The 11,861-nt window shown below is 74.2% G+C and carries 9 protein-coding genes; 4 read left to right on the top strand and 5 right to left on the bottom strand.

What is annotated here, in order from left to right; translation table 11 throughout:
* Both ACLB9X_RS28885 and ACLB9X_RS28880 read left to right on the top strand, forming a co-directional pair.
* Positions 1–2,373, top strand: coding sequence for a YfhO family protein (locus ACLB9X_RS28885; protein ID WP_410363357.1), 2,373 nt, complete (start codon positions 1–3; stop codon positions 2,371–2,373).
* Positions 2,374–2,515: 142 nt separating this feature from the next.
* Positions 2,516–3,439: a class I SAM-dependent methyltransferase gene (locus ACLB9X_RS28880; RefSeq protein ID WP_410363356.1), complete on the top strand. Its 924-nt coding sequence runs from the start codon at positions 2,516–2,518 to the stop codon at positions 3,437–3,439.
* Positions 3,440–3,654: 215 nt separating this feature from the next.
* Here ACLB9X_RS28880 and ACLB9X_RS28875 read toward each other — a convergent pair whose 3' ends face one another.
* From ACLB9X_RS28875 to ACLB9X_RS28865, 3 genes are all read right to left on the bottom strand, one after another.
* Positions 3,655–5,160, bottom strand: a complete 1,506-nt coding sequence (locus ACLB9X_RS28875; protein ID WP_410363355.1) for a protein kinase domain-containing protein — start codon at positions 5,158–5,160, stop codon at positions 3,655–3,657.
* The gene (locus tag ACLB9X_RS28870) at positions 5,157–5,810 is read right to left on the bottom strand and encodes a hypothetical protein (protein ID WP_410363354.1); all 654 of its coding nucleotides are present in this window, start codon (positions 5,808–5,810) and stop codon (positions 5,157–5,159) included. The genes ACLB9X_RS28875 and ACLB9X_RS28870 overlap by 4 nt, the downstream gene beginning before the upstream one ends.
* A gap of 100 nt (positions 5,811–5,910) precedes the next feature.
* The gene (locus ACLB9X_RS28865) at positions 5,911–7,959 is read right to left on the bottom strand and encodes an N-6 DNA methylase (protein ID WP_410363353.1); all 2,049 of its coding nucleotides are present in this window, start codon (positions 7,957–7,959) and stop codon (positions 5,911–5,913) included.
* Between the two features lie 282 nt (positions 7,960–8,241).
* Here ACLB9X_RS28865 and ACLB9X_RS28860 point away from each other — a divergent pair, with 282 nt between their 5' ends.
* On the top strand, positions 8,242–9,042 hold the full coding sequence (locus tag ACLB9X_RS28860; protein WP_410363352.1) for a DUF4352 domain-containing protein: 801 nt from the start codon (positions 8,242–8,244) through the stop codon (positions 9,040–9,042).
* A gap of 200 nt (positions 9,043–9,242) precedes the next feature.
* Positions 9,243–10,001, top strand: a complete 759-nt coding sequence (locus ACLB9X_RS28855; RefSeq protein ID WP_410363351.1) for a hypothetical protein — start codon at positions 9,243–9,245, stop codon at positions 9,999–10,001.
* A gap of 235 nt (positions 10,002–10,236) precedes the next feature.
* Here the strand turns inward: ACLB9X_RS28855 and ACLB9X_RS28850 are convergent, their stop codons facing one another.
* Together ACLB9X_RS28850 and ACLB9X_RS28845 are read right to left on the bottom strand one after the other, a co-directional pair.
* Positions 10,237–10,983, bottom strand: a complete 747-nt coding sequence (locus ACLB9X_RS28850; RefSeq protein ID WP_410363350.1) for an N-acetyltransferase — start codon at positions 10,981–10,983, stop codon at positions 10,237–10,239.
* A gap of 87 nt (positions 10,984–11,070) precedes the next feature.
* Positions 11,071–11,823: an HNH endonuclease family protein gene (locus tag ACLB9X_RS28845; protein ID WP_410363349.1), complete on the bottom strand. Its 753-nt coding sequence runs from the start codon at positions 11,821–11,823 to the stop codon at positions 11,071–11,073.
* Positions 11,824–11,861: the final 38 nt, after the last annotated feature.

The following is an 11,861-nucleotide window of genomic DNA, read 5'->3' as shown; positions in this document are numbered from 1 at the left end:
ATGTGGACTCTGCCCTCCTCGCGCGGCCGCGCCGCTGCCCTCGCCGCGCTGATCGCCGTCGGGACGGTGACCGCAGGCGACGCCGTCGCCCGCACCTTCCCCTTCGGACCGCGCACCCGCAGCGTGAACGACCTCGGCAACCAGTTCGTCCCGTTCCACGCCCACCTGTGGGACCTGCTCCACGGACGCGCGGACGGCGGTGTGCTGCTCAACTGGCAGTCGGGCTACGGCACCAGCGCGCTGCCCGACCTCGGCACGTATCTGACGAGCCCGTTCTCGCTGCTCGTCGGGCTCTTCCCGCGGGACGGGATCGACCTGGCCGTCTACGTCGTGACGCTCGTCAAGACGGCGGCCGCCGCCGCGGCCATGACCTGGCTGCTCACCGCCCTGCACAAGGGCAACGGCCGCCGGTGGATGGCGGGCGTGCTCGGCGCGTCGTACGCCCTCTGCGGCTGGTCGGTCGTGGAGGCGTCGTACAACCCCATGTGGCTGGACGGTCTGATCGCCTTCCCGCTGCTGTGCCTGGTCGGCGAGTGGGCGCGCAGGGGCAGGAGGCCGCTGCTCGGCCCGGTGATCGTCGCGCTCGCGTGGATCGCCAACTTCTACACCGCCTACATGGCCACGCTCGGGGCGGGGCTGGTGCTCCTCGCCCGGCTGCTGCTGGAGGACACGCAGGCGCGGGAGAGAATGCGGGTCCTGGTGCGCGCCGCGTTGACGGTGCTGCTGGGGATCGGTCTGTCCGCGCCGGTCCTGGTCCCCGTGTTCCTCGGCTCGAAGCACGCCTACCCGGGCTGGACGAAGCAGTTCGCGCCGGCCGGCTGGACGGACGTGTTCGCCCGGACACTGCCGGCGACGTACAGCTTCTTCACGCCCGCCGTCTTCGTCGGCGGCGGGGCGTTGCTGCTGGCCGGCGGTCTCGCCTTCAACCGGTCCGTGCCGAGGCGCGAGAGACGGCTGTGGACCGCGCTCGCGGTGGCGGTCGCCGTCTCGCTCCAGTGGGGCCCCACCCACCTGGTGTGGCACGCCTTCGCCACCCCGAACGGCAGCCCTTACCGGCAGACGTTCGTCCTCGCGGGCATCGTCGTCATCGCCGCGTGGACGTGCCTGTCCCGCGGCTGGCCCGGCCGCCGCGCGCTCCTCGGGGGCGGTGCCGTCGTGGCCCTGATCGCGCTCGGCGCGAGCAGCAGCGACCTGGTCACCGGCCCGGCGTACCTGCTGTTCGCGGCGGGGCTGGCCGCCGTGCTCGGCGGCCTGCTGCTCGCCGCGCGGGGCCGGGGCGTGGCGGTGGCCGCCGTCCTGCTCACCGGGGCGCTCGCCGGCCAGGCCGCCGCGACGACCGCGTACGCCGACCGCGAGCGTCCGGCCAGGCTCGACGACTACCCGCCGTGGGGCGCGTCGCACAGCGAGCGGGCGGCGGCCGTCGCCGCCGCCGACGGCTGGCCCGGCTACCGCACCGACCCCGGGCGCACCCAGCTCACCGGCAACGACCCGATCCTCATGGGCGGCCAGGGCGCCTCGTACTACAGCAGCCACACGCCCGACGTCCTGACGCGCACGCTGGCGGCGCTCGGCGGCGGCTGGACGTCGAACGGCCGCAGCCTCCAGTCCCTGGACAACCCGGTCACGGACGCCGTGTTCTCGGTCGGGGCCCGGCTGCGGACCGCCCCCGGTCAGGCGCCGCAGGTGATCCGGCAGGAGACCGCCCCGCTGGTGACCGTGCGGCCCGCCGGCTCCGAACCGCGCTACAGCGACTCGCCGTTCCGCAACCAGGAGCTGCTGCTCGGCGCGAAGGTCTACGAGTCCCCGGTCGCGGGCGCCTGCCGCGTCGGCACCGAGGCGTTCCTGTGGGCGCCCGACTACACGGGGACGGCACGCCTCGGCGACGGCCCCGTCGTCGAACTGCGCGGCGGACAATCCAAGCGGCGGGCGGCGCTCACCCCGCTCGGCACGGTCACCGAGCCGGGCGCGCGCGTCGTCTACGGCGGCGACGCCCCGCGGGACGCGAGCATCGGCTGCCTGGACCGGGACCGGCTGAAGGCCGCCGTCGCCGGTCTCACGAGGACCGGCGCAGTGCGGGTCGACGTCACGGACAGCGGCGTCACGGCCGAGCTGCCGCCGGGCACGAAGGGCACGGCCGTGCTCGCCGCGCCGCGGATCGCGGGCTGGAGCTGCCAGGGCCGCCCGGCGGACTCGTACCTGGGCCTGGTCGCCGTGCCGCTGGAAGGCACCACCTCGACCGTCAGCTGCTCCTTCCGGCCGCCGGGCCTGGTGGCGGGCTCCGCCGCGGGTGCGGGCGCGCTGGTCGCGCTGGCCCTCACGGTCCTGGTCGCCGCGCGGCGGGCGCGGACGGGAGCCGGCCGCCGGGAGACCTGAGCGCAGGGGTGGCGGCGCCCGGCGCGTCACCTGCCCTCGACCCGGAACCGGATGGTCCTTCACGGTCGCGCCATCAAGACTTCACCTGCGCAGCATCGGGCCTTGGTGGGGCCGGGGACCGTTCACGCGTACGTTCCCGGGCATGCCCTTTGTGCCCAACCGTTTGACGAAGCGAGTCCTGCGCCCCGCCCTCACGCTGGTCGAGCCGCGCGTGAGATGGGGCGTGGAGCGAGTGACCAGAGCCCTGCGGTCCGACGTGGACTCCTTGCGCAGAGAGATCGAGGAGATGCGGACCCGTCAGTACGCGATGGGTCTGCTCCTCGACAGCACGGGCAGGGGGACGCACCGGATGCCGACCCCCGGCGCGATCGACACCCTGGTGCGCCAGATACAGCAGGTGAGCGGCGGCAGCGAGCACGCACGCCGCAGCGTCGTCGTCGCCTACCGCACGGTCGTCGCCCAGGAGGCGCTCGGCGTCGGAAGGCTGGCGGGCTCCACGTCCAACGTGTGCGGAAAGCTCGCCACCGTCCCCCTGCTGTCCCCGCCCAACGGGAACATCCTCGAGATCGGCACGCTCTACGGGCAGTTCGCCTCCGCCCTGATGCGGATGCTGCACCGGGCCGGCACCCGGCCCGACCTGACGATCGTCGACCCGCTGGTCGGCTCCCAGCTCCAGCCCGGCACCACCCACCACGCGGACCCGACGGGCACGCCCGTCCAGGAGGACGTCGTACGGGCCAACCTGGCGCTGGCCGGCAGCCCGGAGGCGTACGCGTCGAGGATCGAGCGGGGGTTCTCGTCCGACCCCGTCGTGCGCAAGGCCGTCTCCGACCGGGAGTACGGGGTGATCGTCGTGGACGGCGACCACTCCGAGGACGGGGTGCGGACGGACCTGGAGTGGGTCGAGGAGATCGTCGCACCCGGCGGGATCGTGGTGCTCGACGACTACGGCGACAAGAAGTGGCCGGGCGTGCAGGACGCCCTGGACAAGCACCTGGCGGCCGGCTCGTCCCGGCTGCGGTTGCTGGGCCGCGTCTCGACGTCGGCGTATCTGCGGGCGGTCTGACACAGCGCCCCCGCGGGGTGGCCCCGCTGCCGGTGACGGCGGCGGGGCCGGCGCGTGCGGCCCGGGGACGCCCGCCAGCGGCTCGCCGTCCCACAGGCCGAGTGCCCTTTCCGGCCGCTTCGGGCCGCCCTTCCGTCTGCCCGTTTGCCTTCCGGCCGTCTTTCCGGCCGTCTTTCCGGCCGCCCTGCCGTCTGCCTTCCGGCCGTCGTTCCGTCTCAGCCCGTGTGGAACTGTTGCTGCCGCTGCAGTGCGCGCCGCAGCTCCGCCGGAAGTTGGTGGTAGGGACCGTACGCGCGCTCCGCGTCGAGCAGGAGCGACTGGAACTGGTGCCGGGCGGCCGTGTGGTCGCCCACCGCCAGCAACAGGTGGCCGATGCGGTGGCGGACCTGGAGCGCGCGGTCGCGGTCGGTGCTCTCGTAGGACGGCAGGACCGCGCGGTACTCGGTGAGCGCGGCGGCCGGCTCGCCGAGCTGCTCCAGGCACTGGGCCGCGTCGAAGCGGTACTGCAGGGTCTGCGGGTCGGACGGGCCGGCCTCCGCCGTGCGGTCGTCGGCGAGGCGGCGCAGCTCGGGCAGGGCACGGCGGTACTGGCCGTCGTCCATCAGCGTCGCCGCGTACTGCTTGCGCAGGATCCGCACCACCGGCGAGTGCTCGCCGTGCTCGGCCGCGGCGGCCGGGAGGATGCTGCCCAGGATGTCCACCGCCTGCGTGATGCTGCCCTCGCCGAGCAGACGCTTGACCTCGTCGACGGCCGCGGCCACGTCCGGCCGGGGCGCGGGCGCCACCGGCGGGGCGGCGGGGGGCGGCGTGCTCACCCGGTCCGGCCAGGGCGCGTGCGGGCGCAGGAAGGGGCGGGTGGGGTCCAGCGGCCCGGCCGGCGCGCCGCGCCCGGGCAGCAGGGGCGCCAGCGCCTCGTACACCTCCTGCGCGCCGGACGGCCGGTGCTGCGGGTCCTTGGCCAGCAGGCGCAGGACCAGTGCCTCCAGCGGCTCCGGGACCTCGGGGCGGAGCTGGCGGACCGGCAGCGGCGGCTCGTACAGATGGCGGTGCAGGACGCCGAGGGCGGTCGATCCGGCGAACGGCACGTTCCCGCTGAGCATTTCGTGCAGGAGCACCCCGAGCGCGTACAGATCGGTGTACGGGCCGACCGCGCCGCCCATCGCCTGCTCGGGGGCCATGTAGGCGGGGCTGCCGATCGGCGAGCCGGTGTGCGTGAGGCGGGTGGTGTCCGTGTCGATGACGGAGGCGACGCCGAGGTCGAGCACGGTGACCGTGCCGTCGGGCTTCACCATCACGTTGCGCGGCTTGAGGTCGCGGTGGACGATCGGCACGGCGTGCACCGCGCCGAGCACCGCGCACAGCTGGGCGGCGACGGAGACGGCCCACTCCCAGGGATAGGGGTCGTGCTCGGCGAGATGGTCCGCGAGGTCCGCGCCGTCCACGTACTGCATGACGAGGTACAGGTCGTCGCCGTCGCTGCCCGCGTCGTGGACGGTGACGAGACCCGGATGGGAGACCTGGGCGGTCACCCGGCACTCGCGCACGAAGCGCCGGCGCATGTCGTCGGCGGCGGTGGCGGCGGCCATGTGGTCGGGCCGCAGCAGCTTGACGGCGACGCGGCGGTCGAGGCGGGTGTCGTACGCCGTCCAGACCTGGCCCATGCCGCCCTGCCCGATGAGCGCGGATAGCTCGTAACGGCCCGCGACGACACGGCCGTTCATCTGTCCTCCTCCTTGCGGAGCAGGTCGCTGAGCTCGTCGAGCTCGGCGCGGACCTGGTCGATCCGGCCGGATCGCGGCGGCTCGGAGGCGGGCGCGGGCCGCGGAGCGGCCTGGGGCTGCGGGGCGGGTGCGGGGGGTGGCGTGGGTGCGGGATTCGGGGCGGGGTGCGGCGGCACCTGCGGTTGGGGGGCGGGCGCCGGGTGGCGGTGGACGGGCGCCGGCGGGTAGCCGTACGACGGGACCGTCGTGGCCTGGTAGGGAGAGCCGGCCATCGGCAGGGCGGGCGGCACGGCGGCGAGCCTGTCGTAGTGGCGGATGTCCGTGACCAGGTAGAAGGCCAGCACCCCGAACGTGCCGACGGCGAACCACGCGATCAGCACGAGGGCCGTCGCGTCGGACAGCTCCACGTCCGGGTCCTCCGGTGTGGTCTCGCCCACGTAGATCACGCAGGCCACGTGGAACACGATCAGTGCGCACAACAGCATCCAGTGCAGCGCCCTGCGCGTCACGATCGCGAGGCGCAGCATCGGGATCCAGCCCAGGAGGCCGCAACTCAGCACGGTCACGGCCGAGAAGACCACGCGCAGTGCGACGAGCGACCCGGCGGTGGGACGCGGTGGCTGCGGCGGCGCGAAGCCGTGGCCGTGCATTCCTGCTCCTGACACTGACGTACGAGGGGGACGAGGAGACGAGCGTATACACCGACCCGGACGACGGCTCCGGGGTTGTACGGAACCGTCGTCGGACCCGTCACTCCGGTCGCACGGTGCCGTCCGTCAGCCCGTCGTACAGGCCCTGCACCAGCTGTTCGCCCAGCCTGTTCGCGAGGCGCAGCGCGTCCTCGAACTCGGCCAGCGCGCGGAAACGGGCCCCGTAGCGCTGCTGGTCGACGAGCGGCATGCGCGGAAGTTGGAGGCGGCGGACGTCGAGGCGGGTCGCGGTCGAGGCGTAACTGCTGGCCTGACGCTGGTTGGCGCTGCCGCGCAGGAAGCCCGCGAGGAACCAGGGGTCGAGTGCGGCCGGGTCCGGGCGCAGCAGTTGGAGATTGCGGCCGAGGGCCGCGCCCGCCGAGGCGTCGTCGGCCACGCGCACGACCGTGCCGCCCCCGAGCACGGGGACGACGACATCGCCCGCCTCGACCAGCACGGGCTCCTCCTCGGGGCCGTCGGGCAGGGTCCCGGAGGGCGGCCTGCCCGCGAGGACGTCCTGCTCGGTGAGGACCGCCACGGGGGCGTCGGCCGGAGCGGCGCCCAAGCCTCCGGCCCGCAGGACGAGGGCGCCCGCGCGGGCGAGTTCGCCGACGGTGGTGGACGGCCAGTGGGCGGGGACGGCCGGGGGCTGCCCGACGGGCGGGGGCGTGAGTTCACCGGTGCGCCGCAGGGTCTGTGTCAGCCGGTCGCGCACGGCGCCCAGTTCGGCGGCGCCGCCGCCCGCGGCCGGGGGTGGCAGGTGGCGGCCGGGGGCCAGGTCCACGTCGTCGTCGAGGAGTTCGATGACGGGGACGGCCCTGCTCACGCCGGGGTTCTCGGCGGCGGAGCCGTGCCGTTCGAACGGCTGCCACGCCTCCAGCACCGCGTTCTGGACGGCCGGCCAGTCGAGCCGGTCGCGGCCCGCCGTCGCCGCCTGGTCGGTGGCCGCGGCGTCGACGAGGAGCAGGTCGGGCGAGGGCCGGTCGGTGGCACCGGGCCTGCGCAGCACCCATAGGTGAAGCGGGATGCCGTACGGGGGTGCGGCCCCGGCGGGCAGGGCGATGACGGCGCGCAGCGCGCCGCGGCGCAGCAGCCCCGCGCGGATGCGGCGGCCGGAGCGGCGGGACGCGGCGGCCGGGGGCATCAGGAGGACCGCGGTGCCGCCGGGCCGGAGACGGGCCAGCGCGTGCTGGACCCAGGCCAGCTCCGATTCCGTCCGGGCGGGGAAGCCGTACTCCCAGCGGGAGTCGTAGGCGAGTTCGTCATGGCCCCAGTTGCGCTCGTTGAACGGCGGGTGGCACAGCACGGCGTCCGCGGCGAGATCCGCGAACGCGTCCGCGCGCAGGGCGTCCCCGGCCGCCGCCCGGACGTCGGCGTCGGTGTTCAGGGCGAGGCGCAGGGCCGTGAGGGCGGCCAGGTCGGGGTCCGCCTCCTGGGCGTGGAGCGCGACGGGCCGCTCGACGGCGCGCAGCAGCGCGCCGGTGCCGGAGGCCGGGTCGAGGACGGAGCGGGCGGGGCCGGCGAGGGCGGCCATGAGTGCGGCGGGACCGGGCGGGGTGAGCGTGTACTGCCGTGGATTCGCGTCGAGATGACGGCCGAGCAGGAACTCGAACGCCTGGCGGGCCCCGGTCTCCACGGCGAGCTCCGCGACGCCGCGCAGCAGTGGCACGGAGGGGGCGAGCTCCTCGGCTACCGGTGTCCGCACGGCGCGCGGGGCGCCGAAGCGCAGGGTCAGCACCTCCTCCAGGGCGCCGGGGAGTACTTCGGCGAGGCGGTCGTCGGAGACCGCGGCGAGCTCCAGCCAACCGGCGGGACGATCGCGTACGAGAAGGAGCGCGCAGCCGGCGTGCACCAGGGCGGTGACCGCACCGGAGGGGTGGCCGGCGAGCTGCTGCCAGACCCGTTCACGCAGCGGGACCTCGGCCAGTTTCCCCTGGTCGCGCAGCCACTGCTCGACATCGGCGAGGGCGAAGGAGGGGCTGGTCTCGGTGCCGCCGACGGGCTTGGGGAAGTCGGCGTGCCGACGCCGCCAGTTGCTCACGGCGGCGCGGCCCACTCCCGCGAGCCGGGCGATCCCGGCGGCGGTCACCTCTGCTGCGTTGTCCGGCACCCGGCTGGCTCCCCTCGACCTGTTCCGGCGACCGCACCGGCGGCTGTCGCGCGCCCCGGCGGGGCGGGCCTGCCCCGACAGGTGGTCCGGCGACGGTCCGCGGCCGGTTCCGATGCTGTGGCGGCGATCCTACCCCTCCTCACTGCCGATCGACTTCACACGACGATAGCGCCGTGAACAGATATTCAATGGTTGACTCGGTTCACAGGCTCTGCTCTTATTGGCTCATCGGAACGCCGGTCCGGCTCAGCGGATGCGGCCACAACTTCGGGGGGTACACCCATGTCCCAGTCCGCCCAGCAGCCCGAGCCTCCGCACGGCGCCCCCGGCGCGTCCGCCCCGGTGCGCAACGGGCTCGGCACGGCCGCCCTGGTGCTCGGCATCATCGGCACCGTCACCGGATTCGTCCCGCTGCTCTTCTGGCTCGGCGGCCTCCTCGGCCTGCTCGCCCTGGTCCTCGGCCTGATCGGCCGGGGCCGCGCCAAGCGCGGGGAGGCCGGCAACAAGGGCGCTGCGACGGCTGGAGCGATCCTGGGCCTGATCGCGATGATCGTGGGCGTGGTGATCGGGATCGCCACCGTGAAGGCCGTGGACGACGCGGTCGACGACCTGAACAAGGTCACCGAGAACACCGCCCCGAAGGACCCGTCCAAGAACAAGGACAAGAACGGGAAGGGGAAGAACGCGAAGGCCGAGGTGCTCGCCGCCGGCGACAGCATCGTCTACGACGACGACCTGACGGTCACCGTCTCCGCGCCCGAGCCGTTCACCCCGGGCGAGTTCGCCGTCGGTCACACGAAGGGCAACAAGGCCCACCAGGTCACGATCACCATCGAGAACGCCGGCAAGAAGAAGTTCGACTCGTCCCTCGTCACGGTCACGGCCCGCGCGGGCAAGGACGGTGTGAGCGCCGAGCAGATCTTCGACGACAAGGCCGGAGAGGGCTTCGACAGCACGATCCTGCCCGGCAAGAAGGCCACGGCGACCTACGCCTTCGACGCCCCGGCCGACGCGAAGAACCTCACGGTCGAGATCGTCCCCGACGTCTGGTACGACGCCACGCAGTGGGACCTGGCGCTCTGAGCCGGTCCCCCGGCCCCTGCTCCCGCCGCCGCGCGGGGCGGGGCCGCCCCACGCGGCTCCCCTGACCGCCGCCCGCGAGACGCCACTCCCCAGACCGGCGCCCGCCGGGCACCTCTCCCCCGACCGGCGCCCGCCGGACTCACCCCACGCCCCAAGCCAGCCACCACCTCGCCCCTTCCACCCCTGCCCCGGAGATCCCCATGCCTGCCACCGCCCCCCGCCGGTTCACGCACCTCGCCCGTGCCGCGCTCTGCGCCGGCGTCGCGCTCGCCGCGACGGCCTGCGGCCCGTCCTCCGACGAAGCGGACGGGCCCTTCCCCGGGATGTCAGGACCGGAGATCGCCGAGAAGGCCGCCAAGGCGACCACGAAGGCGACGTCCGTGACCGTCGACTTCGCCGGCGACACGACCGACGGAAACATCAAGGCCTACATGTCGATCGACTCCCGAGGCGACTGCAAGGGGACGCTCACCATGGGCGGCACCGGGACCGCCGAGCTCGTGCGCTCCGGCGACACGGCCTACATGCGCTTCGACGAGGCGTTCCTGCGCAGCCAGAACGAGGGCGGCACGGCGGAGGAGAACGCGGAGGTCCTGAAGATGCTCAAGGGCCGCTGGCTGAAGGAGCAGGCGTCGTCGCCCGAGGCGAAGGAGCAGCTGGAGTTCTGCGACCTCGACACGTACCTGGGCGGCTTCCAGGAGGGCCCTTCCCCGGTGCGGCGCGGCGAGACCACCACCCTCCAGGGGAAGCAGGTCGTGGTCCTCACTCAGAAGGACGGGGACGCCAGTTACAAGTTCTACGTCTCCGCCGAAGGCGAGCCGTACGTGCTGAAGGTGGAACAGAAGGGCGGCGAGGAGCCGGGCACGATGACGTTCACCGACTTCAACAAGCCCCTGGGGCCGATCGAGCCGGCCGCCAAGGACGTCATCGACCTGCACACGACGAAGCCGGCGCAGTAACCGCACCGAGCGCGAACGACCGGCGAGGCCGCGGAGGGGGCGGCCTCCCCGGCTGCCGTTCAGCCGCGGGAGCCGCGCCCCGGCGAGTGCGGGCACGCGCGGTGCCGCACCGCGCCGGGCCGAGCACCGCCACGTGCCGCCGTGCCCGACCCCGCTGGACCACAGCGTGCCGCCGCCAGCCGGGCCGAGCACAGCCACGTGCCGCCGCGCCGGGCCGGGCACCACCGTGCGGGTGTCACAGGCGGTGGCGCACCCAGACGTTCGGCTCCACGTACACCGCGTAGCCGCGCTCGGCCTCGACGTGCACCGGGGCCAGCGCGCCCGGCACCTCGACCTGGCCGGTCGTGTCGAAGGCAAGTCCCGTCCACTTCCGCCACTCCGCGGTGGAACCGGACACGGTCATCGACGCGTGCGCGACCCTGTCGACCACGCCTCCCGCGCGGATGTGGACGCGCAGCCAGGGATCGTGCGGCAGGCCGTCCGACGAGCGGGTGCGGAAGGCGTACTCGTCCATGGAGACGGCCGGTTCGGCGCTCTTCGCGCTCGGCCGCACCGGCGCGAACAGCTCGGCGAAGCCGAGCCGGCGCACGTTGTCCCGCAGCGCGGCCAGCATCTGCCCCGATATGCCCTGTCCCTGCCGGTCCGTCGCGACCGTGATCTCGATGGCGCTGACGACGTCCGGCGTGCGGCCGTGCCGCAGGTCCGAGAACGCCCAGAGCAGGACCTGGTCCCAGCCCCGGTCGGGCAGCTCCCGCCGGCCGTCGGCGTCCAGGGCCAGCGGCACGCTGAACGCCCGTGCCACGACCCGTCCTTCCGGGTCGGTCGCGACCAGCACGTACTCCGGCAGCTCCGCGACGATCCGCCCGATGTTGGCCCAGCCGACCGGGTCGTTGATCACGAACTCGGGCCAGGTGTCGAGCATCTGCCACATGGGGCCCTGGAGTTCGGGGCGTTCGGCAAGAGTGGTGATCGTGAGGTCCATGCCCGCAGGCTAACGACCACCGCGTTCCCGCCCCACCAGTTTTCCTTCGCCCCCACCGCCCGCACGGTCCCGCCGCCGTCCCCGCAGTCAGCCGCCGCACTGACGCAGCATCGCCCGCTTGTCGGCCACGGTCACCGGCAGCTCGTACGCCGTCGCCACCTGGGCGAACCGCACGGCGTAGGAGCAGCGGACGCGCTTGTGGGGCGGCAGCCAGGAGGCCGGCCCCGAGTCGCCCTTGGCGCTGTTCGCCCGGCCCTCGACCGGCAGGAGATTCAGCGGGTCGTTCGCGAGGCGACGCCGCTTGGCGTCGTCCCAGCGGGCCGCTCCCATCTGCCAGCTGTACGACAGCGGCACGACGTGGTCGATCTGCACCTCGGCGGCCTCCTGCTTGCGCCACTCGATGGTCGTCCCGGTGTACGGGTCGTGCAGTGTCATGCGCACCACGACGCAGTCGGAGCCCGAGCGGTGGGTGAGGTCGTGGCCGTCGCGGGCGAGCACGTCGTTACGGGTGTCGCACCCGTTCCGGGCGAGCGGCACCCCGTCGGCCGTGTCCATCCACGCGTAGCCGAACTCGTCCCGGTCGTAACCGGTCCTGGGCCCGCGCCCCTTGGTGGTCAGCGCCCCGATGATCTCGCGGGCGTCCGCCCGCTCGCGGTCGGTGGTGAGGGCGCCGAGGCCGGGCCGGGTCCCCTCCGGGTTGTCGAGGGGGCTGGTGCCCGAGGACGCGCCCGCAGTGGGCTTGGCGTCGGCACCCGGCCGTGCACCGGTGCCGTCGCAGCCGGCGAGCACGACGACGGCCAGCAGCGCGGCCCCTCGCGCGAACGTCCCCTGTCGTGTCACGCCCGTACGCTATCGGGCCGACCGCCTCCCGGCCGACC

It is taken from the genome of Streptomyces sp. 5K101 (assembly GCF_046506645.1).
Lineage (GTDB): Bacteria > Actinomycetota > Actinomycetes > Streptomycetales > Streptomycetaceae > Streptomyces.
This window is presented reverse-complemented; position numbering and strand designations above follow the sequence as displayed.

Excerpts from the sequence above, each read along its gene's own strand:
- ACLB9X_RS28885 (WP_410363357.1), top strand. The coding sequence starts at position 1 with ATGTGGACTCTGCCCTCCTCGCGCGGCCGCGCCGCTGCCCTCGCCGCG.
- ACLB9X_RS28880 (WP_410363356.1), top strand. The coding sequence starts at position 2,516 with ATGCCCTTTGTGCCCAACCGTTTGACGAAGCGAGTCCTGCGCCCCGCC.
- ACLB9X_RS28875 (WP_410363355.1), bottom strand. The coding sequence starts at position 5,160 with ATGAACGGCCGTGTCGTCGCGGGCCGTTACGAGCTATCCGCGCTCATC.
- ACLB9X_RS28870 (WP_410363354.1), bottom strand. The coding sequence starts at position 5,810 with ATGCACGGCCACGGCTTCGCGCCGCCGCAGCCACCGCGTCCCACCGCC.
- ACLB9X_RS28860 (WP_410363352.1), top strand. The coding sequence starts at position 8,242 with ATGTCCCAGTCCGCCCAGCAGCCCGAGCCTCCGCACGGCGCCCCCGGC.
- ACLB9X_RS28855 (WP_410363351.1), top strand. The coding sequence starts at position 9,243 with ATGCCTGCCACCGCCCCCCGCCGGTTCACGCACCTCGCCCGTGCCGCG.
- ACLB9X_RS28850 (WP_410363350.1), bottom strand. The coding sequence starts at position 10,983 with ATGGACCTCACGATCACCACTCTTGCCGAACGCCCCGAACTCCAGGGC.